Source organism: Pseudoduganella flava (assembly GCF_007830495.1).
Taxonomy (GTDB): Bacteria; Pseudomonadota; Gammaproteobacteria; order Burkholderiales; family Burkholderiaceae_D; genus Rugamonas; species Rugamonas flava.
The window spans coordinates 223,177-244,376 of record NZ_VLKW01000013.1 but is presented as its reverse complement, the minus strand read 5'-3'; the positions used below and the strand labels follow the sequence as shown (position 1 = coordinate 244,376).

Sequence of the window (21,200 nt, the reverse complement as noted above, 5' to 3'; positions counted from 1 at the left end):
AACCACCAATCAGCCGATACCGGTGCAGTGGGCGATCTTTTCCATCGGTATTGCCCCCTATCGAGTACCTTCCAGATGACCAAGTGCGGAAGGTGAGCAAGCTGGGCTACATCTCGTACCGCAATCAATCCTTTTTCGTCGGGGAAGGCTTGTATGCCGAACTGGTGGCAATCCGCCCAACCGGTACCGACGGCGTCCTAGAGGTCTATTTCTGCAAGCACAAAGTCCGGCAGATAGACCTCCAGAATCCATCGTAAGATACGGCTTCAATGTGTAACCCATGTCTCCCGACATGTGTTACCTATGTCCCCCGACCATACACCCGCCGGGTCTGACCCTAGGGGTCGCTTCTGGGGCTTATTCCCCTGTAAGCGGCCTCTCCGCAAAAAGCCAGGCACACCTTCTGCTATCATATCGGCCTTCCGCATCGCCCGCCCCGGGCGTCAACCGATAGACTCTCATGCAAGACTTCACCGTAGACATCAAATCGCTCGACATGGACGCGCGCGGCGTCGGCCATATGCAGGACAACGAAGACGGCACACCGGGCAAGGTGGTGTTTGTGGAAGGGGCGCTGCCGGGCGAGCGCGTCAGCTTCGAGACGTTCCGCAAGAAGAAGAATTGGGAGGCCGGCCGCGTCACCCAGATCCACCGCGAATCGGCGCTGCGCGTGCAGCCGAAATGCGTGCACTTCGACTACTGCGGCGGCTGCTCGATGCAGCACCTGGAGCCCACCGCGCAGGTCGCGATCAAGCAGCGCGTCCTCGAAGATAATCTGTGGCACCTGTCGAAGGTGAAGGCCGAAGTGATGATGCGCCCGCTGCAGGGCCCGACGTGGGGCTACCGCTACCGCGCCCGCCTGTCGTCGCGCTACGTGGCGAAGAAGGGCACGGTGCTGGTCGGCTTCCACGAGAAGAAGTCCGTGTACGTGGCCGACATCCAGAGCTGCCAGATCCTGCCGAAGCACGTGTCGGACATGATGATGCCGCTGCGCGCGCTGATCCACTCGCTGTCGATCTTCGACAAGGTGCCGCAGATCGAACTGGCGATCGGCGAAGACCTGACGGTGCTCGTGATGCGCAATATGGAGCCGCTGACGGCCGACGACGAAGCGAAAGTGAAGGCGTTCGCCGACCAGTACGGCATCCAGTGGTGGCTGCAGCCGAAAGGCCCGGACACCGCGTACCCGTTCTACCCGCTGGACAAAGAGCTGCACTACCTGCTGCCGGAATTCGGCATCCGCATGCCGTTCAAACCGGTCGACTTCACGCAGGTGAACCACCAGATCAACCGCGTGCTGGTGCACAAGGCGCTGCGTCACCTGGACGTGCAGCCGGGCGAGCGCGTCGCGGACCTGTTCTGCGGCATCGGCAACTTCACGCTGCCGCTGGCGACGCAGGCCGGCGCGGTGGTCGGCATCGAAGGCAGCACGGCGCTGACGGAGCGCGCGCAGCAGAACGCCGTCGTCAACGGGGTGGGCGACAAGACGACGTTCTACTGCCGCAACCTGTTCGAGGTGACGAAGGACGACCTGATCGCGCTCGGCAAGTTCGACCGCATGCTGATCGACCCGCCGCGCGACGGCGCGATGGCGCTGTCGCTGGCGCTGGCCGAGCTGAAGGAAACCAACCCGGAGCTGCTGCCGAAGCGGATCGTGTACGTGTCGTGCAGCCCGTCGACGCTGGCGCGCGACGCGGGAGTGCTGGTGCACCGCGCCGGCTATGCGCTGAAGCAGGCGGGGGTGATGAACATGTTCCCGCATACGTCGCACGTCGAGTCGATGGCCGTCTTCGATCTCATCTGAACGGGCGCGTGGCGCGGCGCTGCCAGTGCCCGCGCCGCGCCCACATTCCCATCGCCAGCAAGCCCGCGGTCAGCATGACCGGCCGCGCCGGTTCGGGCACCGGCATCGCAAACCGGCTGGCATTGGCCAGCGCCTGGAAATACACCGTCACGGGCGCATCCGCCGCGCTGCCGTTCGCGAACGCCAGCGTGAAGTCCTCGTCCAGCGCCAGATAGTCCGGCAAGTCCGCATACGAATAGCTCTGGCGCGCGAACGACGTCATCGTGTAGCCGTTCTCGTCGACGATCCCCACGTACGCCATGCCGCCCACGTCGTAGCTCTCGTCGCTGCCATTGCTGCGCGTCGCCAGCGTCGTCAGGTGGCCGGCGATCGTCAGCACGGTATGAGGGCGCAGCATCAGGTGCAGCGCCTGGTTGCTGGACGCCGACAGGTAGCCGAACTCACCCAGCGATGCCGTGCCGAGCGCCTGCGCCATCACGTCCCCCGGCAGTCCCTCGGTGTACGCCGAAGCCCCGGCGCTGCCGTGGGTCAGCGCCAGGCTGGCCGGCACGCCGGGAGCCGGATAGCCGGCAAGGTAGTAATCGGCAGTGCCGCCGTAGACGCCGGCATACATCGACGGCGCCACTGCCAGCAGGTCGAAGCCGGGCGCGGCGCCGTCGGCGGGTGTCAAATCCAGCGCGCCCAATTGGACGTTCGAGATGCTGGCGGATGCGCTGCCCGTGGCATGGGCGAGCGGGGTGGAGAGCAGCGCGAGCAGCGCAACGACGCTGCCGCATACTGGTCGGAACAGGGTAGCCATGACGCCTCCATGAGTGAGTGGAGCACGCATCATAGGTATCGAACGGCTGAGCCTGCTTGAGCTCTGCCACGTCCGCGCACGGAACTTCCTCGACAATAAAAAAAAAGCCGGCACGCGGCCGGCTTTCGATGGGAGGTGAAGCGATCAGTCGCGGTCGCCGCTGGTGAAGCCCAGGATGCTCAACAGGCTCGTGAAGATGTTGTACACGTCCAGGTACAACGCGAGCGTTGCGCTGATGTAGTTGGTCTCGCCGCCGTTCACGATGCGCTGCACGTCATACAGGATGAACGCGGAGAAGATGCCGATCGCCAGCACGGAGATCGTCAGCGACAGCGCCGGAATGGCGAAGAAGATGTTCGCCAGCGAAGCCAGGATGATCAGGCACAGGCCGATGAACGCGAATTTCGCCACGCCGGAGAAATCGCGCTTGGACACGGTGGCGATGCTTGCCAGCACGGCGAAGATCGCCGCGGTGCCGCCGCCGGCCAGCATGATCAGCGTGCCGCCGTTCGAGAAGCCCAGCGTGCGCTGCAGCAGCGGCGTCAGCATCAGGCCCATGAAGAACGTGAAGCCCAGCAGCAGGGCAACGCCCATCCCGCTGTTCTTGGTCTTCTCGATGCCCCACATGAAGCCGAACGCGATCCCCAGGAACAGCAGGGCGCCGAGGAAGCCGCCCGGCATCGGCACGCCGAACGCCACGCCGACGCCCGCACCGATCACGGTGGGAATCATCGACAGCGACAGCAGCCAGTAGGTATTGCGCAGCACGCTGTTGCGGGCGACCTCCCGTCGGCCCGCGTAGTCATAGGTTTTTTCCAGATTTGCCATAATTGCACTCCTTGTGTCGGTACGGTGTACCCTTGCCAATCGAAAAGGGCATAAGCCCGCCGGGATGGTCTACTCTATTGAAATCCGCCGAACAGCGCCCAACAGCCTGCAAGCGGCTGGGCTTCCCAGCCAAACCGCCCGCATGGTGCGTCGTTCGGGGTTCCGATGCGGCGTTTTGCCGCTTGTTGCGCCATCTTCCGCCCCAACATGCATAGTATATGGGGTGTTCTATGCTAAAATCAAAGGTTGATCGAGAAATCAATTTTGTTTTAAACCTTTCTTTTTATTGGAGTTTTTTATAATGGCAATCGAACGCACCCTGTCCATCATCAAACCGGACGCAGTGGCGAAGAACGTGATCGGTCAGATTTACAGCCGCTTCGAAGGTGCCGGCCTGAAGATCGTGGCAGCCCGCATGGCCCAACTGTCGCGCGCCGAAGCCGAAGGCTTCTACGCTGTGCACGCCGCTCGTCCGTTCTTCAAGGACCTGGTGGACTTCATGGTCTCCGGCCCGGTCATGATCCAGGTTCTGGAAGGCGAAGGCGCCATTGCCAAGAACCGCGACCTGATGGGCGCTACCGATCCGAAGAAGGCTGAAAAAGGCACGATCCGCGCCGACTTCGCCGATTCCATCGACGCCAACGCCGTTCACGGTTCGGACGCTGCCGAAACCGCCGCCACGGAAATCGCTTACTTCTTCCCGGCACTGAACGTGTACTCCCGTTAATCGCGAATTGTCGCGATAACGGCGCTGTCTCAGCAGTACCGCCTGGCGCCCCGGCATGTCCGGGGCGAAGGCGTTTTGAATCAAAGAATGAAACTAGGCTTATGGAAACCACGCTCACCAACCTGCTGGACCTCGATCCCGCGCAACTGATCGACTACTGTGCGCAGTTGGGTGAGAAGCCGTTCCGCGCCAAGCAGCTGCAACGCTGGATCCACCAGTTCGGTGCGTCCGACTTCGACAGCATGACCGATCTGGCCAAGTCGCTGCGCGAAAAGCTCAAGACCCGTGCGGTCGTGCAGGCGCCGGCCGTCATCAGCGACCACACGTCGAGCGACGGCACCCGCAAATGGCTGGTCGACGTCGGCAACGGCAACGCCGTGGAAACCGTGTTCATCCCGGAAGAAAACCGCGGCACGCTGTGCATCTCCACGCAGGCCGGCTGCGCCGTCAACTGCCGCTTCTGCTCGACGGGCAAGCAGGGCTTCAACCGCAACCTGACGGTGGCCGAGATCATCGGCCAGCTGTGGATGGCCGAGTTCGAGCTGCGCAAGACGAAGGGCATCGAACCCGGTCCGAAAGGCGAGCGCCAAATCACGAACGTCGTGATGATGGGCATGGGCGAACCGCTGCTGAACTATGAACCGACGGCGACGGCGCTGAAGCTGATGCTCGACGATAACGCCTACGGCCTGTCGCGCCGGCGCGTGACGCTGTCGACGTCCGGCGTCGTGCCGATGATCGACAAACTGGCCCAGGACGTACCGGTGGCGCTGGCCGTGTCGCTGCACGCGTCCAACGACGAGCTGCGCAACGGCCTCGTGCCGCTCAACAAGAAATACCCGCTGGCCGAGCTGCTGTCGGCCTGCAAGCGCTACCTGGAATTCGCACCGCGCGACTTCATCACGTTCGAATACTGCATGCTGGACGGTTTCAACGATACCGACGAGCATGCGCGCGAACTGGTGGCGCTGGTGAACCACCCCGAGTATGGCGTCAACTGCAAGTTCAACCTGATTCCGTTCAACCCCTTCCCGGAATCGGGCCTGACGCGCTCGAAGAACCCCCGCATCAAGGCGTTCTCGGAAATCCTGATGAACGCGGGCATCGTCACGACGATCCGCAAGACGCGCGGCGACGACATCGACGCCGCCTGCGGCCAGCTGGCCGGCGAAGTGAAGGACCGCACCCGCGTGCAGCAGCGGATGGAAAAGATGGCCGAGTACCAGTCGAAGTTCGGCGCCGATTTCGGCAAGATTGTGGAGATCCGTTCCTGATGGCGGACGTCGCCCAGCGTCGCATGCGCCCGGCCATGGCCCGCCTGGCGGGTTGCGGCATGGCTGCGCTGCTGTCGGCACAATTGTCCGGCTGTGCGAGCGATGCCGCGGGCACGGGCGGTGCGGGCGGCACCGGCGACACGAGCGGCAAGGCCGAGCTGCCGACGCTGTCCGATGCGACGGCGGCGCAGAAGCGCGCCCAGATCCGCATGCAGCTGGCGATCGGCTACTACGAGCAGGGCCAGTTGCCCGTCGCGCTGGACGAGATCAAGAAGGCCATCGCCGCCGATCCCGGCTACGCCGACGCGTACGGCATGCGCGCGCTGATCTACATGGGCATGGGCGAGACCGCGCTGGCGGACGACAACTTCAAGCACGCGCTGCAACTGGCGCCGAACAATCCGGACATCGCGAACAACTACGGTTCGTTCCTGTGCCAGAACGGCCGCGTGGCCGAATCGTTCCGCTGGTTCGACGGCGCGCTGGCGAGCCGCCAGTATGCGTCGCCGGCCAAGGCGCTGAACAACGCCGGCAACTGCGCGGTGAAGATCAAGGATTACGAACGGGCGGAGAAATACCTGCTGCAGGCATTGCAGCTGGCGCCGGACCTGGCGGTGACGAACGTCAACCTCGCCAAGGTCTACTATGAGCGCCGCGACTATGCGCGGGCCAATTTCTTCCTCACCCGCCTTGGCAAGGTCGCCAAGGCAGACAGCCTGACGGCCGACGTGCTGTGGCTGGCGATCAAGGTGCAGCATAAGCTCGGCGACCAGGGGGCCGAACAACAATGGGCGACGCAGCTGCGGCGCCACCATTCCACCTCGCCCGAATATGCTGCGTATCAACGTGGGGCGTTTGATGAGTGACACAGGGGTAACAATGGATTCAGAAGGGCAAGGACGATCTCAAAATCAGCCGCAAGACCAGCGTCATGCTTCCGCGCCCGGAGCAATGCTGGCCGCGCAGCGCGAGGCGATGGGCCTCACCGTGGAACAGATCGCGGACCAGCTGAAACTGGCGCCGCGCCAGGTGGTGGCCATCGAACAGGACGATTACGCGTCGCTGCCGAACATGGCCGTCACGCGCGGCTTCATCCGCGCCTATGCGAAGGTGGTGCGGCTGGACCCGCAACCGCTCGTCGCGCAGATCGAGGTGACGCCCGCCGTGGCCGTGCCGGATCAGGTGCCGCACAAGCGCGAGAAGATCACCACGACGTTTTCCGAGTCGCGCTTCCCCACGCTCACCGAGCGCCAGGGCAAGCCGAAGGGCTGGCTGATCGGCGGCGTCGTCGTGCTGGTGGCCGCCGCCGCCGCGGGCGCGTGGCAGGCGGGGTTGATTTCGCCGGCGACCTTCACGAAGCCGGCGACCTCCGATACGCCGGCCGCACCGGCAACAGCCGCCGCGCCGGGTACCGCCGGGACGGCGAACATGCCGATCCAGGCACCGAACGTGCCGCTCGTGTCGACGCCGGGCCAGGCCACGACGCCGCCGACGCCGGACAATACGGCGCCGCTCGTGACGGGCTCGAACCCGAACGCTCCAGCCGCAACGACGCCGGCAGCACCGGCCGCCAATGCGCCGGCAACGGCCGCGACGACGCCTGCCGCACCGCCGGCGGTGACGCCTGCACCGGCAACCCCGGCACCGGCCGCCGCGACGCCGGCCCCGGCCAGCGCGAATACGCTGGTGCTGACGACGACGGAAGATTCGTGGATCGAGATCAAGCGCCCCGGCGCGTCGCCGCTGATTTCCCGCCTCGTCAAGGCGGGCAGCACGGAGACGTTCGAGATCGACCGCCAGTCCACGCTGGTCGTCGGCAAGCCTGACGGCGTGCGCGCGACGTTCCGCGGCGAGCCGCTGCCGCTGCCGAAGATCCCGAACGGCACCATTTCCCGCGTACAGATCAACAAGCAATGAGCATGAACACGAACGAGCAGGCCAACAGCCCGATCCCGTCCGGCCCCGTGCCGCGCCGCGCCAGCCGCGGCGTGCTGGTCGCGCACGGCGACCGCCAGGTGTGGGTCGGCGGCGATCACCCCGTCGTCGTGCAGTCGATGACGAACACGGATACGGCCGACGCGGTCGGCACCGCCATCCAGATCAAGGAACTGGCGCGTGCCGGTTCCGAGCTGGTGCGGCTGACCGTCGACCGCCCTGAAGCCGCGCAAGCCGTGCCCTACATCCGCGAGCAGCTCGACAAGATGGGCATCGACGTGCCGCTGGTCGGCGACTTCCACTACAACGGCCACACCTTGCTGACGGAATATCCGGACTGCGCGGCCGCGCTGTCGAAGTACCGCATCAATCCGGGCAATGTGGGCAAGGGCGCCAAGCGCGACACGCAGTTCGCGCAGATGATCGAAGTGGCGATCCGCCACGACAAGCCGGTGCGCATCGGCGTCAACTGGGGCTCGCTGGACCAGGCACTGCTGGCCCGCATCATGGACGAGAACGCGGCCCGCGCGCAGCCATGGACGGCGCAGGCCGTGATGTACGAAGCGCTGATCACGTCGGCGATCGAGAACGCCCAGCGTGCCGAGGAGATTGGCCTGGCGCGCGACAAGATCGTCCTGTCCTGCAAGGTCTCCGGCGTGCAGGACCTGATCGCCGTCTATCGCGAACTTGCGAAGCGCTGCGACTACGCGCTGCACCTGGGCCTGACGGAAGCGGGCATGGGCAGCAAGGGCATCGTCGCATCGACGGCCGCATTGTCCGTGCTGCTGCAGGAAGGCATCGGCGACACGATCCGCATCTCGCTGACGCCCGAACCGGGCGGCGACCGCACCAAGGAAGTCGTCGTCGGCCAGGAGATCCTGCAGACGATGGGCCTGCGCAAGTTCATGCCGATGGTGATCGCGTGCCCGGGCTGCGGGCGCACGACGTCGACTGTGTTCCAGGAATTGGCGGACGACATCCAGACGTATCTGCGCGAGCAGATGCCTGAGTGGAAGAAAGAGTATCCGGGCGTGGAAGCGATGAACGTGGCCGTGATGGGCTGCATCGTCAACGGCCCCGGCGAATCGAAGCACGCGAACATCGGCATCAGCCTGCCGGGCACCGGCGAGTCGCCGGCCGCTCCCGTGTTCGTCGACGGCCAGAAGGTGGCGACGTTGCGCGGCGACGGCATCGTGCAGGAGTTCCAGCAGATCGTGCTCGATTACGTGAAGAAGAATTACGGTAACTCGGAAGTGGCGGCCTGACGCCATTTCCCATCAAAGAAAATACACCATGTCCGAAAACAAAAAGGCAGAGAAGATCACCGGGGTAAAAGGGATGCCAGACATCCTGCCCGCCGACGCCCACCTGTGGGAACTCTTCGAGAACACCGCGCAGTCCGTGCTGCAAAGCTACGGCTACCAGAACATCCGCACGCCGATCGTCGAAGAGACCCGCCTGTTCGCGCGCGCGATCGGTGCCGTCACCGACATCGTCGAAAAGGAGATGTACTCGTTCGAGGATTCGATGAACGGCGACCAGCTGACGTTGCGCCCGGAAGGCACGGCTGGCGTCGTGCGCGCCGTGCTGGAACATAACCTCGTCTACGACGGCCCGAAGCGCCTGTGGTACAAGGGCCAGATGTTCCGCCATGAGCGTCCGCAGCGCGGCCGCTATCGCCAGTTCCACCAGTTCGGTGCGGAAGCCGTCGGCTTCACGGGCCCGGACATCGACGCGGAACTGATCCTGCTGTGCCGTCGCCTGTGGGACGACCTGGGCCTGCCGGAGATCCGCCTGGAACTGAACTCGATCGGCGACGCCGAGGAGCGTGCGCGCCACCGCGTGGACCTGATCAAGTACCTGGAACAGCACGAGGAACTGCTGGACGCGGACGCCAAGCGCCGCCTGCACACGAACCCGCTGCGCATCCTGGACACGAAGAACCCGGCGCTGCAGGAGATCGTCAACAACGCGCCGAAGCTGCTCGATTATCTGGGCGCCGAATCGCTGGCGCACTTCGAAGGCGTGAAGAAGATCCTGGACCGCAACGCGGTGCAGTACACGGTCAACACGCGCCTCGTGCGCGGCATCGACTACTACAACCGCACCGTGTTCGAGTGGGTCACCGATGAACTGGGCGCGCAGGGCACCGTGTGCGCCGGCGGCCGTTACGACCCGCTGATCGAGCAGTTCGGCGGCAAGCCGACGCCTGCCGTCGGCTTCGCGATGGGCATCGAGCGCCTGATCGAGCTGATGAAATCGGCCGGCGAGACGGCGGCGCCGAACCAGTGCGACGTGTACCTGGTGCACCAGGGCGAGGAAGCGCAGATCCAGGCGATGATCCTGGGCGAGCGCATTCGCGACGCGGGCCTGGACGTGATCCTGCACTGCGCCACCGCGGCCGGCGCCGGCTCGTTCAAGAGCCAGATGAAGAAGGCCGATGCGAGCGGCGCGTCGTTCGCGATCATCCTCGGCGAGGATGAAGTGGCCAACGAGACGGCCAGCGTGAAGGCGCTGCGCGGCGCAGAGGGCGAGCAGCAGCAGGCGTCCGTGCCGTTCACCGAAGTGGTCGACTACGTGGTCGACCAGATCATCGGCGGCCACGACTGCGGCGACGATTGCGACGAACACCATCACCATCACTGAACCTGAAGGAACTCCATGGCATACGATCATCAAGAAGAAGAACAACTCGCCAGCGTCAAGGCATGGTGGGCGAAGTACGGCAACGCCACGACGTGGGTGCTGGTCGCCGGCCTGGCCGCCTATTCAGGCTGGACGTGGTGGCAGTACCACCTGCGCACGCAGGCCGTCGAGGCATCGGCGCTGTACGACTCCGTGCAGGAATCGGTGGGCAAGGACAACGCCAAGGTGCAGCGCGCCGCGGCCGACCTGGAAAGCCGTTACGGCCAGACGTCGTATGCGCAGATGGCCGCGATGACGGCCGCGAAAAGCGCATTCGACGCCAATGACCTGAAGGGTGCCAAGGCGCAGCTGCAATGGGCGATCGAGCATGGCAACGACGAATACAAGGCCGTGGCGAAGATCCGCCTGGCCGGCGTGCTGCTGGACGAGAAGAACTACGCCGACGCGTTGAAGACGCTCGAAGGCGACGTGCCGGCGCAGTTCGCGTCCGCCGTCAACGACCGCAAGGGCGACATCCTGGCCGCGCAGAACAAGCTGGCCGAGGCGCGCACCGCCTACCAGGCCGCGCTGGCCGCCACGGACAAGAAGAGCCCCGCGCGCCAGCTGATCGAGATCAAGCTGGAAGCCGTCGGCGGCACCGTGCCGGAAGAGAAGCCGGCCGCCGCCTGAGGCGTTCGACCCCGTCCCCCGCGGCCGGCCTGGCCGCGGGCGTGAGCCACTTGTTAGGAGCAAGTTTTATCTATGCGTATCACCGGTAAAGTAATCGGCGTGAGCCTGCTGTCCATGACGGCCGCGTGCAGTTCCCTGAGCTCCCTGAACCCGTTCAAGGAAAAGGACAAGAACCCTCCCGCGAAGCTGGTCGACCTCAAGTCGCCGATCCCCGCGAAGGTCGTCTGGAAGCACTCGGCCGGCAAGGCGGGCCTGTACGTGTTCTCGCCGGCGCTGGCCGACAACAGCGTGTTCGTGGCCGACAACGACGGCACCGTCGAGCGCCTGGATGCGGCCACCGGCCGCTCGCAATGGCGCACCAAGGCCGGCACAGACCTGACGGCAGGCGTCGGCACGAACGGCAAGACGGTCGCGGTGGGCGGCACGAAGGGCACGGTGCTGGCGTTCGATGCGGCCACCGGCAAGCAATTGTGGAAGGTGCAGGCGTCGTCCGAGGTGCTGTCGGCGCCCGCCGTCACCGACGAGCTGGTGATCGTGCGCAGCATGGACAACAAGATCACCGCGTACGACGCGAAGACGGGCGACCGCAAGTGGTTCCTGCAGCGCACCACGCCGCCGCTGACGCTCCGTAACGCGCCGGGCATGGTGGTCGCCCAGCCGAACGTGTACGTGGCCCAGCCGGCCGGCAAGCTGCTGGCGCTGGCGCTGGCGAACGGCGTGCCGCGCTTCGAAGTGTCGGTGGCCGAGCCGCGCGGCGCGACGGAGCTGGAGCGCGTGTCCGACATCGGCGGCACGCCGGTCGTCGTCGACACCGATATCTGCGCCGTCACGTACCAGGGCAAGGTCGGCTGCTTCGACCTGTCGACGGGCGTGGCCAAGTGGACCAAGCCGGCATCGTCGGACGTCGGCGTGGCCGCCGACCAGCGCTTCGTGTTCGTGGCGGACGACAAGGGCAATGTGTCCGCGTTCTCCCGCGAAGGCGGCCAGAGCGCCTGGAAGAACGACTCGCTGTCGAACCGCGTGCTGTCGACGCCGGTCTCGTACGGCCGCGTCGTCGCCGTCGGCGACTACCAGGGCTACGTGCACCTGCTGTCGCGCGAGGACGGCGCGCTGCTGGGCCGTGTGGCCACCGACGGCAGCCCGATCAAGTCGGTGCCCGTTGTCGCCGGCTCGAACATGATTCTCCAGACCCAGTCAGGGACCGTGACCGCGATCGCGGTCGAATAAGTATTTAACTCTTTAGCAGGACAGCGGCCGCCACAAGCGGCCCAGCAAAACTAGAAATGAAGCCGGTAATCGCACTCGTGGGTCGCCCGAACGTCGGGAAATCGACCCTTTTCAATCGTCTGACCCGCTCGCGCGACGCGCTGGTGGCGGACTTGCCAGGCCTGACGCGCGATCGTCACTATGGCGAGGGCCGCGTCGGCGACCGTCCCTTCCTGGTCATCGATACCGGCGGTTTCGAACCGGTCGCGAAGGAAGGCATCATGTACCAGATGGCGCTGCAGACCAAGCAGGCCGTCGCGGAAGCGGACGTCGTCGTGTTCCTCGTCGATGGCCGCCAGGGCATGACCCCGCACGACAAGACCATCACGGACTTCCTGCGCAAGAGCGGCCGCCCGGTGCTGCTGGTCGTGAACAAGGCCGAAGGCATGAAGTACACGTCGGCCGTGTCGGACTTCTATGAACTGGGCCTGGGCGATCCGTATGCGATCTCCGGCGCGCACGGCGACGGCGTGCACGACCTCGTGCAGGAAGCGCTGGACAAGGCGTTCGCGTCGCGTCCCGCCGATGCCGACGAGCTGCTGCCGTCCGAACGGGGCGTCAAGCTGGCGCTGGTGGGCCGCCCGAACGTGGGCAAGTCCACGCTGATCAACACGCTGCTGGGCGAAGAGCGCGTGATCGCGTTCGACATGCCCGGCACGACGCGCGACTCGATCGAGATCCCGTTCGAGCGCGACGGCAAGCACTACACGCTGATCGACACGGCCGGCATCCGCCGCCGCGGCAAGGTGTTCGAGGCGATCGAGAAGTTCTCGGTCGTGAAGACGCTGCAGTCGATCTCGGAGGCGAACGTCGTCATCCTGATGCTGGACGCCCAGCAGGACATCTCCGAGCAGGACGCGCACATCGCCGGCTTCATCCTGGAGTCGGGCCGTGCGCTCGTCGTGGCCGTCAACAAGTGGGATGGCCTGACGTCGGACCAGCGCGACCAGGTCAAGAACGACATGGACCGCAAGCTCGACTTCCTCGGCTTCGCGAAGACCCATTTCATCTCGGCGCTGAAGGGCACCGGCGTCGGTCCGCTGATGAAGTCCGTCGACTCGGCCTACGCGGCCGCCACGGCCGACCTGTCGACGCCGAAGCTGACGCGGGCGCTGCAGGAAGCGATCGAGAAGCAGGAACCGAAGCGCAAGGGCGGCCTGCGGCCGAAGATGCGCTACGCGCACCAGGGCGGCATGAACCCGCCGGTGATCGTCATCCACGGCAATTCGCTGGACGCGATCAGCGAGCCGTACAAGCGCTACCTGGAAAAGCACTTCCGCGATACGTTCTCGCTGGTGGGCACGCCGCTGCGCATCGAACTGCGGACGGGTAAGAACCCGTTCGACAAGCGCGAGAAGTAAGCCGGGAGGCGCCGGCGGCGCCAGCGTTCAACCCGGTGCAAACCCTGGGGTCAGACCCGCCGGGTCTGACCCCGACATCTGCCCCTGGGTTTCTGCAAGCCTTTCGACCCTCTTTGCTTCGGATTATTTCGCTACCAACGTTAAGATTTCGTTCGGACGCCCCTGCATAAATCGCAAAAAAAGGGTACAGTAGCTTAGAAGCATCTCGCTCGCGCGCAGGGCGCTTTTAACTCTGCAATAAGGAGTACGGCCGGCACTTGAAATCAAGCGTTTCGCCTCCAATTCCAACACAACAACATAAACTGGAGCTGTTATGAGCAATAAAGGGCAATTGTTACAAGACCCATTCCTGAACGCGCTGCGTAAAGAGCACGTTCCCGTCTCGATCTACCTGGTCAACGGTATCAAGCTGCAAGGCCATATCGAGTCGTTCGACCAGTACGTCGTCCTGCTGCGTAACACCGTGACCCAAATGGTGTACAAGCATGCCATCTCGACCGTGGTGCCGGCGCGCGCCGTCAACCTCAACATCGAATCCGAGGCGGAGTAACGCGTTGATCCTGGCGACAACGCTGTACATCCGTCTTCCGCTTCATCGTTCCCTGGCCGATCCATGCGCGCAGTCTTAGTCGGTGTGGACTTCGGCCAGGGCGACTTCGCTGCCAGCATCGAGGAATTGACCCTGCTCGCGCGTTCCGCGGGAGTGGAGCCCATCACCACGATCACCGGCAAACGCTCCAGCCCTGATGCAGCCTACTTCGTCGGTAGCGGCAAGGCCGACGAGATCGGCCATGCCGTGCAGGACGACAAGCTGGAGATCGTGATCTTCAATCACGCGCTGTCGCCCGCGCAGCAGCGCAACCTGGAAAAGCGCCTGAACGTCCGGGTGCTGGACCGCACCAGCCTGATCCTCGACATCTTCGCCCAGCGGGCCCAGAGCCACGAGGGCAAGCTGCAGGTCGAACTGGCCCAGCTGCAGCACCTGTCCACCCGCCTGATTCGCGGCTGGACCCACCTGGAGCGGCAGAAGGGCGGTATTGGCCTGCGGGGTCCGGGTGAGACCCAGCTGGAAACCGACCGCCGGCTGATCGGCGAGCGCGTCAAAATGCTGCGCACCCGTCTCGCCAAGCTGCGCAAGCAGCACGAGACGCAGCGCCGTTCGCGCGGCCGCAACCAGACGTTTTCCGTGTCGCTGGTCGGCTATACCAACGCCGGCAAATCGACGCTGTTCAATACGATGACGAAGGCCGGCGTGTACGTCGCCGACCAGCTGTTCGCGACGCTCGATACGACGTCGCGCCGTGTCTTCATGGGCGAGGAGGCCGGCAACGTCGTGGTCTCCGATACCGTCGGCTTCGTGCGCGAGCTGCCCCACCAGCTGGTGGCGGCGTTCCGCGCGACGCTGGAAGAGACGATCCATGCCGACCTGCTGCTGCACGTCGTCGACGGCTCGAGCCCGGTGCGGATGGAGCAGATCGAGCAGGTCAACGGCGTGCTGCGCGAGATCGGCGCGGACCATATTCCCCAGATCCTCGTGTGGAACAAGATCGACGCGGCCGGCCTGGAGCCGGCGGTGGAACGTGATGAACATGATAAGATTTCACGCGTTTTCATCAGTGCCCGCACGGGCGCAGGCCTCGACCTGCTGCGCGCGGCGATCACCGAGGCAGCCCAGGATCAACGGGCGGCCGACGCGTTGCCGAAAGATGACGTGCCGCCCGATGCCATTTCCACATTCACCCATGTCTAACAACATGCCTCTTTCCTCGTTAGTGAAAAGATTAGGCTTGAAGCTGTCCCTGAACGACCCCCGCTGGGGCTCCGACAAGGACGGCAACAGGCAGGCCCAGGAAGGCAAGAAGCCCGGCGACGGACCGCCTGACCTCGACCAGCTGTGGCGCGACTTCAACCAGCGCCTGAACGGCCTGTTCGGCAACAAGAACCGCAACAACAACGGTGGCGGCGGCGGCGGTGGCGGTGGTGGCGAACTGAAAGGCGCCGGCATCACCGTGGGCGCCGTCGCAGCGATCGCCGTCCTCGTCTGGCTCGCCAGCGGCGCGTTCATCGTGCAGGAAGGGCAGAAGGGCATCGTGACGACGTTCGGCCGCTACAGCCACGAGGCGCCGGCCGGCTTCAACTGGCGCTGGCCGTATCCGTTCCAGGCCCACGAGACCGTGATCGTGTCGCAGGTGCGCACCGTGGAGGTGGGCTACCGCGGCAACACGCGCAACAAGCAGGCGCGCGAAGCGCTGATGCTGACGGACGACGAGAACATCATCGACATCCAGTTCGCCGTGCAGTACCGCCTGAAGGACCCCGTGGCCTGGCTGTACAACAACCGCGATGCCGAGGACACCGTGCGCCAGGTGGCCGAGACGGCGATCCGCGAGATCGTCGGCCGCAGCAAGATGGACTTCGTGCTGTACGAAGGCCGCGAGAAGGTGGCCTACGACACCCAGCAGCTGATGCAGCAGATCCTGGACCGCTACGCGTCCGGCGCCCTCGTCACGAACGTGACGATGCAGGGCGTGCAGCCGCCGGAGCAGGTGCAGGCGGCGTTCGACGACGCCGTAAAGGCCGGCCAGGACCGCGAGCGCCAGAAGAACGAAGGCCAGGCGTACGCCAACGACATCATTCCGAAGGCCCGCGGCGCCGCGTTCCGCCTGTTGCAGGAGGCCGAGGCCTACCGCTCGATGGTGGTCGAGAACGCGTCGGGTAATGCCGACCGCTTCAAGTCCGTGCTGGCCGAGTACCAGAAGGCGCCGGGCGTGACGCGCGACCGTATGTACCTGGACACGATGCAGCAGATCTTCGCCAGCACGAGCAAGGTGATGGTCGACTCGAAGGCGGGCAGCAACCTGCTGTACCTGCCGCTGGACAAGCTGATCGCCCAGGTCGCCGCGACCGAGGCGCAGCGCGCCAACGTGACGGCGCCGCCACCGGCCGCCGTGTTGCTGCCGCCGCCCGAGCCCACTTTCAGCGATCCGCGCCGCGACGGCCGCTCGCGTGAATCGTCCCGTGATCGGGAGAGCCGCTAATGAACCGCATCGTTACTTTCCTCGTTACCGCGTTCATCGCGCTGATGCTGCTGTCGTCCACCGTGTTCGTCGTGGACCAGCGCAAGTTCGCCATCGTGTTCGCACTGGGTGAAGTGAAGCAGGTGATCAGCGAGCCTGGCCTGCACTTCAAGCTGCCGCCGCCGTTCCAGAACGTGCTGTACCTGGACAAGCGCATCCTGACGCTCGATTCGCCGGAAGCGGACCGCTTCATCACGGCCGAGAAGATGAACATCCTCGTCGATTCGTTCGTCAAGTGGCGTATCGTCGACCCGCGCCTGTACTTCGTCAGCTTCGGCGGCGACGAGGGCCGCGCGCGCGACCGCATGGCGCAGATCGTCAAGGCGGCGCTGAACGACGAGATCACCAAGCGCACCGTGCGCGAAGTGATTTCCGGCCAGCGCGGCAAGGTGATGGAAGCGATCCGCGCCAAGGTGGTTCGCGAGGCCGAGCAGATCGGCGTGCGGATCCTGGACGTGCGCCTGAAGCGCGTCGATTACGTCGAGCAGATCAACAACTCCGTGTACGAGCGGATGAAGGCCGAGCGCGTGCGCGTGGCCAACGAGCTGCGTTCGACGGGTGCCGCCGACTCCGAGAAGATCCGCGCCGATGCCGACAAGCAGCGCACGGTGATCCTGGCCGAAGCGTACCGCGAGGCCGAGAAGATCCGCGGCGAAGGCGACGCGAAAGCCAGCGGCATCTACGCCGAGGCATTCGGCCGCAACCCGGAGTTCTACAAGTTCTACCGCAGCCTGGAAGCCTACCGCGCGTCGTTCAAGACGAAGGCCGACGTGATGCTGGTCGACCCGAACTCGGACTTCTTCAAGTACTTCAAGGGCGCTGGTTCGGGCAGCAAGTAAGGTCCGTCCAGCCGCTGTAAAAACCGGTGACAGACACCGTTTTCCGGGAAAGATTTCCCGAAAACGGGTGTCTGTCACCGGTTTTGCTTTGGCCCCGCGCCACGGTTTTTTTCCTCTTTGTCACCGTTTTCGCGTAAAATATGCGGTTCGGCCTCCGCCGCCGAGTGGCACCGCTGCGCCACGCTGCTGTGCTCATTACACGTTTTTCAACAAACCGGTTCTCCCATGCCGAATTGGCTTTTGCCTGAACATATCGCCGACGTGCTGCCGTCGGAGGCGCGCAAGATCGAGGAAATGCGCCGCCTGATGCTGGATAACTTCCGCAGCTACGGCTACGAACTCGTGATGCCGCCGCTGCTGGAATACGTCGAGTCGCTGATGACCGGCGCCGGCCAGGACACCGACCTGCGCACGTTCAAGCTGGTCGACCAGATCTCCGGCCGCATGCTGGGCCTGCGCGCCGACATGACGACGCAGGTTGCCCGCATCGACGCCCACCTGCTCAATCGCGCATCCGTCACGCGGCTGTGCTACGCCGGCCCCGTGCTGCATACGCGGCCTTCCGGCCTGCATGCGACCCGCGAGCCGCTGCAGATCGGCGCCGAGATCTACGGCCACGCCGGCCTGGAAGCGGATGCCGAGATCCAGGAGCTGGCGCTCGCATCGCTGGAACTGGCCGGCTTCACGGAAGTGCGCCTGGACCTGGCTCACGTGGGCGTGCTGCGCGCGATCCTCGAGCAGGATGCGCTGGCCGCCCGCGACCACGACGCCATCGTGCAGCTACTGCGGGCGAAGGACGTGCCGGGCCTGCGCGCGCTGACGGCGGACTATGCGCAAACGACGCGCGACGCGCTGCTGGCGCTGCCGAACCTGTACGGCGACGTCGACGTGCTGGGCACCGCCAAGCACGCGCTGCCGGACCTGCCGGGCATCGCCAAGGCGCTGGCCGAACTGGCCGCGCTGGCGGCTTCCGCGATCGGCCGCGCCCAGGTCGCGATCGACCTGGCCGACCTGCGCGGCTACCAGTACGAGAGCGGTGCGATGTTCGCGCTGTACGTTCCGGGCCTGCCGAACGCGGTGGCTCGTGGCGGACGTTACGATCACGTGGGCGAGGCATTCGGCCGCGCCCGTCCCGCGACGGGCTTCTCGATGGACCTGCGCGAACTGGCTCGCCTGCTGCCGACGGCCGACCGCAAGCATGCGATCCGTGCGCCGTGGGGCAACGCGCCCGAACTGAAAGAAAAAATCGCCGCGCTGCGCAAGAGTGGCGAAGTCGTGATCCAGTCCTTGCCGGGTCACAGCAACGAACAGGACGAGTTCGAGTGCGACCGCGCGCTGGTGCTCGACGATAGTGGTAGTAACTGGATTCTTAAAAACTTAGGTTAGTGTGATGTCAAAAAAAATCACTGCAAAAAACGTGGTCGTCATCGGCACCCAATGGGGCGATGAAGGCAAGGGCAAAATCGTCGACTGGCTGACGGAACACGCGCAAGGCGTGGTGCGCTTCCAGGGCGGCCACAATGCGGGCCACACGCTGGTGATCGGCGGCGTGAAGACCGCGCTGCAGCTGATCCCGTCGGGCATCATGCGCCCGGGCGTGGCCTGCTACATCGGCAACGGCGTCGTCGTTTCCGTGCCGGATGTGCTGCGCGAGATCGACAAGCTGGAAGCCGTCGGCGTCGAAGTCTCGTCGCGCCTGAAGGTGTCCGAAGCATCGCCCGTGATCCTGCCTTACCACACCGCGCTGGATGCAGCCCGTGAAGCGGCCCGCGGCGCCGCCAAGATCGGCACGACCGGCAAGGGCATCGGCCCGGCCTACGAAGACAAGGTGGCGCGCCGCGCGATCCGCATCGCCGACCTGCTGAACGAAAAGCGCTTCGCCGAGAAGCTGGCCGAGAACCTGGACTACCACAACTACGTCCTGGAAAACTACCTGAAGGCCCCGAAGGTCGATTACCAGAAGACGCTGGACGACGCGCTGGCCTACGTGCCGCGCCTGGCGCCGATGGTGGCCGACGTGTCGAGCGCGCTGTACGCGGCGCACAAGGCCGGCGCCAACCTGCTGTTCGAAGGCGCGCAAGGCTCGCTTTTGGACGTGGACCACGGCACCTATCCGTTCGTGACGTCGTCGAACTGCGTGGCCGGCAATGCCGCCGCCGGTTCGGGCGTCGGCCCGAACATGCTGCACTACGTGCTGGGCATCACGAAGGCCTACACGACGCGCGTGGGCTCCGGCCCGTTCCCGTCCGAGCTGCCGACCGATGCCGGCGTCGGCCACCACCTGGCGCAAGTGGGCCACGAGTTCGGCACCGTGACGGGCCGCGCCCGCCGCTGCGGCTGGTTCGATGCCGCGCTGCTGCGCCGCTCCGTGCAGATCAACGGCGTGTCCGGCATGTGCCTGACGAAGCTGGATGTGCTGGACGGCCTGGAATCGTTGAAGCTATGCACCGGCTACATGCTGGACGGCCGCAAGGTCGACATCTTCCCGGTCGGCGCGGAAGACGCGGCACGCTGCGAGCCGATCTATGAAGAGATGCCGGGCTGGAAGGACAGCACCGTCGGCGCGAAATCGCTGGCCGCACTGCCGGCCAACGCCCGCGCGTACATCAAGCGCATCGAGGAACTGGTCGGCGTACCCGTCGACATGGTCTCCACGGGTCCGGACCGCGAAGAGACGATCGTCCTGCGCCATCCGTTCGAATAAGAAGCCACAAGCACGAAGCAATAAGGAAATACATGAACACCCCCCAATCCGACGACAAGCATCTGTGGGTATCCTGGGATGAGTACCACCGCCTGATCGAGCGCCTGGCGCTGAAGGTGTACGAATCCGGCTGGAAGTTCGACATGGTGCTGTGCCTGGCGCGCGGCGGCGTGCGCCCCGGCGACGTGTTCTCGCGCATCTTCGACGTGCCGCTGGCGATCCTGTCGACCAGCTCCTACCGCGAAGACAAGGGCACCGTGCAGGGCGACCTGGACATCGCCAAGTACATGACGATGACGAAGGGCCCGCTGAAAGGCAACATCCTCCTGGTCGACGACCTGGCCGATTCCGGCGTCACGCTGACGAAGGTGATGCAGCACCTGAAGGACAATTTCGATGGCGTGACGGAAGTGAAGTCGGCCGTGATCTGGACCAAGGGCTGCTCCACGTTCAAGCCCGATTACCAGATGCAGGAACTGGCGCACAACCCGTGGATCCACCAGCCGTTCGAAGATTACGACGGCATCCGCCCGCACCAGCTCGCGGCGTGGATCAAAAAGGGTGAAGCGAATTCGTAAGGCGTGAGCGCCTCTGCGACAATGGCGGAAAGGCTGTGAGGCCTTCCGCCATTTTTCATTACGACTCTCGAAAAACAATAAACAAAGCTGCAACATGACCGAAAACTTCTTCCAGACCTTCATCCTGCTGCTGCTCGTGACCGACCCGTTCGGCAACGTGCCGCTGTTCGCCACGGCGCTGCAGCCGGTCGCACCGGCTCGCCGGCCCCGCATCGTCGTGCGCGAATGCCTGATCGCGTTCATCGTGCTGCTGGTGTTCATGTTCTTCGGCCGCCACTTCCTGCAGGCGCTGCACCTGTCCGAGGTGTCGCTGCGCATCGCCGGCAGCGTGATCCTGCTCTTGATCGCGATCCGCATGGTGTTCCCGCATCCGGACGGCGTCCTGGGCCGCAGTGAAGGCGGCGAGCCGTTCATCGTGCCGCTGGCGATTCCCGCGCTGGCCGGCCCGTCCGCGCTGGCCACGGTGCTGCTGTTCTCGCGCGAGACGACCGGCGAGGTGATGATCCACGTGGCCGCGCTGGCCGCTGTTGTCGTCGTATGGCTGGCCGTGTTCCTCGGCGCCGAGCGGCTTCAGAAGGCGCTGGGTACGCAGGTCATGACGGCGTTCGAGCGGCTGATGGGGTTGATCCTGGCGGCGATGTCGGTCGAGATGCTGCTGGGCGGCGTGCGCGAGTTTGTGAAGACACTGTAAGG

General features: G+C 64.9%; 20 protein-coding genes and 1 pseudogene. 19 read left to right on the top strand and 2 right to left on the bottom strand.

Annotation, left to right across the window (positions count from 1 at the left end; all coding sequences use genetic code 11):
• Both IP92_RS30340 and rlmD read left to right on the top strand, forming a co-directional pair.
• Positions 1-257 (top strand): annotated as a pseudogene (locus IP92_RS30340) (IS481 family transposase); the annotation flags it as partial.
• A 203-nt stretch (positions 258-460) separates the two neighbouring features.
• Positions 461-1,804 (top strand): 23S rRNA (uracil(1939)-C(5))-methyltransferase RlmD, encoded by a 1,344-nt coding sequence (gene rlmD / locus IP92_RS26830; RefSeq protein ID WP_145881099.1) that lies wholly within the window; start codon positions 461-463, stop codon positions 1,802-1,804.
• On the opposite strand, the gene IP92_RS26825 is transcribed toward rlmD, so the two are convergent.
• Both IP92_RS26825 and IP92_RS26820 read right to left on the bottom strand, forming a co-directional pair.
• Positions 1,797-2,603, bottom strand: a complete 807-nt coding sequence (locus tag IP92_RS26825) for a hypothetical protein (RefSeq protein ID WP_145881097.1) — start codon at positions 2,601-2,603, stop codon at positions 1,797-1,799. The two genes, rlmD and IP92_RS26825, sit on opposite strands and share 8 nt — an antisense overlap.
• Positions 2,604-2,747: 144 nt before the next feature.
• Positions 2,748-3,431: a Bax inhibitor-1/YccA family protein gene (locus IP92_RS26820; RefSeq protein ID WP_145881095.1), complete on the bottom strand. Its 684-nt coding sequence runs from the start codon at positions 3,429-3,431 to the stop codon at positions 2,748-2,750.
• 301 nt (positions 3,432-3,732) lie between these two features.
• Here IP92_RS26820 and ndk point away from each other — a divergent pair, with 301 nt between their 5' ends.
• The 17 genes from ndk to IP92_RS26735 all read left to right on the top strand — a co-directional run bounded on the left by ndk (position 3,733) and on the right by IP92_RS26735 (position 21,198).
• Positions 3,733-4,158 (top strand): nucleoside-diphosphate kinase, encoded by a 426-nt coding sequence (gene ndk / locus IP92_RS26815; protein ID WP_145881093.1) that lies wholly within the window; start codon positions 3,733-3,735, stop codon positions 4,156-4,158.
• 101 nt (positions 4,159-4,259) lie between these two features.
• Positions 4,260-5,432: a dual-specificity RNA methyltransferase RlmN gene (gene rlmN / locus IP92_RS26810; RefSeq protein ID WP_145881091.1), complete on the top strand. Its 1,173-nt coding sequence runs from the start codon at positions 4,260-4,262 to the stop codon at positions 5,430-5,432.
• Complete coding sequence (gene pilW / locus IP92_RS26805) at positions 5,432-6,298, top strand: type IV pilus biogenesis/stability protein PilW (protein WP_229418988.1); 867 nt, start codon at positions 5,432-5,434, stop codon at positions 6,296-6,298. Before rlmN ends, pilW begins: the two co-directional genes overlap by 1 nt.
• Before the next feature lie 85 nt (positions 6,299-6,383).
• The gene (locus IP92_RS26800) at positions 6,384-7,349 is read left to right on the top strand and encodes a RodZ domain-containing protein (RefSeq protein ID WP_229418987.1); all 966 of its coding nucleotides are present in this window, start codon (positions 6,384-6,386) and stop codon (positions 7,347-7,349) included.
• A gap of 2 nt (positions 7,350-7,351) precedes the next feature.
• Positions 7,352-8,632 carry a flavodoxin-dependent (E)-4-hydroxy-3-methylbut-2-enyl-diphosphate synthase gene (gene ispG, locus IP92_RS26795; RefSeq protein ID WP_145881087.1) on the top strand — a complete coding sequence of 427 codons (1,281 nt, stop codon included), beginning with the start codon at positions 7,352-7,354 and terminating at the stop codon, positions 8,630-8,632.
• 28 nt (positions 8,633-8,660) lie between these two features.
• On the top strand, positions 8,661-10,013 hold the full coding sequence (gene hisS, locus IP92_RS26790) for a histidine--tRNA ligase (RefSeq protein WP_145881085.1): 1,353 nt from the start codon (positions 8,661-8,663) through the stop codon (positions 10,011-10,013).
• Positions 10,014-10,028: 15 nt separating this feature from the next.
• Positions 10,029-10,682 (top strand): YfgM family protein, encoded by a 654-nt coding sequence (locus IP92_RS26785; protein ID WP_145881083.1) that lies wholly within the window; start codon positions 10,029-10,031, stop codon positions 10,680-10,682.
• A gap of 99 nt (positions 10,683-10,781) precedes the next feature.
• On the top strand, positions 10,782-11,909 hold the full coding sequence (gene bamB / locus IP92_RS26780; RefSeq protein WP_503826283.1) for an outer membrane protein assembly factor BamB: 1,128 nt from the start codon (positions 10,782-10,784) through the stop codon (positions 11,907-11,909).
• A gap of 56 nt (positions 11,910-11,965) precedes the next feature.
• Positions 11,966-13,309, top strand: a complete 1,344-nt coding sequence (der, locus tag IP92_RS26775; RefSeq protein WP_145881079.1) for a ribosome biogenesis GTPase Der — start codon at positions 11,966-11,968, stop codon at positions 13,307-13,309.
• A 313-nt stretch (positions 13,310-13,622) separates the two neighbouring features.
• Positions 13,623-13,859, top strand: coding sequence for an RNA chaperone Hfq (hfq, locus tag IP92_RS26770; protein WP_008450615.1), 237 nt, complete (start codon positions 13,623-13,625; stop codon positions 13,857-13,859).
• Positions 13,860-13,922: 63 nt separating this feature from the next.
• Positions 13,923-15,059 carry a GTPase HflX gene (hflX, locus tag IP92_RS26765; protein WP_145881077.1) on the top strand — a complete coding sequence of 379 codons (1,137 nt, stop codon included), beginning with the start codon at positions 13,923-13,925 and terminating at the stop codon, positions 15,057-15,059.
• 4 nt (positions 15,060-15,063) lie between these two features.
• A complete protein-coding gene (gene hflK, locus IP92_RS26760) occupies positions 15,064-16,347 on the top strand; it encodes an FtsH protease activity modulator HflK (protein ID WP_145881153.1) in 1,284 nt (427 codons plus the stop codon).
• On the top strand, positions 16,347-17,225 hold the full coding sequence (gene hflC / locus IP92_RS26755; protein WP_145881075.1) for a protease modulator HflC: 879 nt from the start codon (positions 16,347-16,349) through the stop codon (positions 17,223-17,225). The genes hflK and hflC overlap by 1 nt, the downstream gene beginning before the upstream one ends.
• 225 nt (positions 17,226-17,450) lie before the next feature.
• Entirely contained in the window at positions 17,451-18,611 is a 1,161-nt protein-coding gene (locus tag IP92_RS26750) for an ATP phosphoribosyltransferase regulatory subunit (RefSeq protein WP_145881073.1), read from the top strand.
• A 4-nt stretch (positions 18,612-18,615) separates the two neighbouring features.
• Positions 18,616-19,929, top strand: coding sequence for an adenylosuccinate synthase (locus IP92_RS26745; RefSeq protein WP_145881071.1), 1,314 nt, complete (start codon positions 18,616-18,618; stop codon positions 19,927-19,929).
• A gap of 32 nt (positions 19,930-19,961) precedes the next feature.
• Positions 19,962-20,507, top strand: a complete 546-nt coding sequence (locus IP92_RS26740; protein ID WP_145881069.1) for a phosphoribosyltransferase — start codon at positions 19,962-19,964, stop codon at positions 20,505-20,507.
• Between the two features lie 94 nt (positions 20,508-20,601).
• A complete protein-coding gene (locus tag IP92_RS26735; RefSeq protein WP_145881067.1) occupies positions 20,602-21,198 on the top strand; it encodes a MarC family protein in 597 nt (198 codons plus the stop codon).
• The last annotated feature ends 2 nt before the right edge of the window (positions 21,199-21,200 follow it).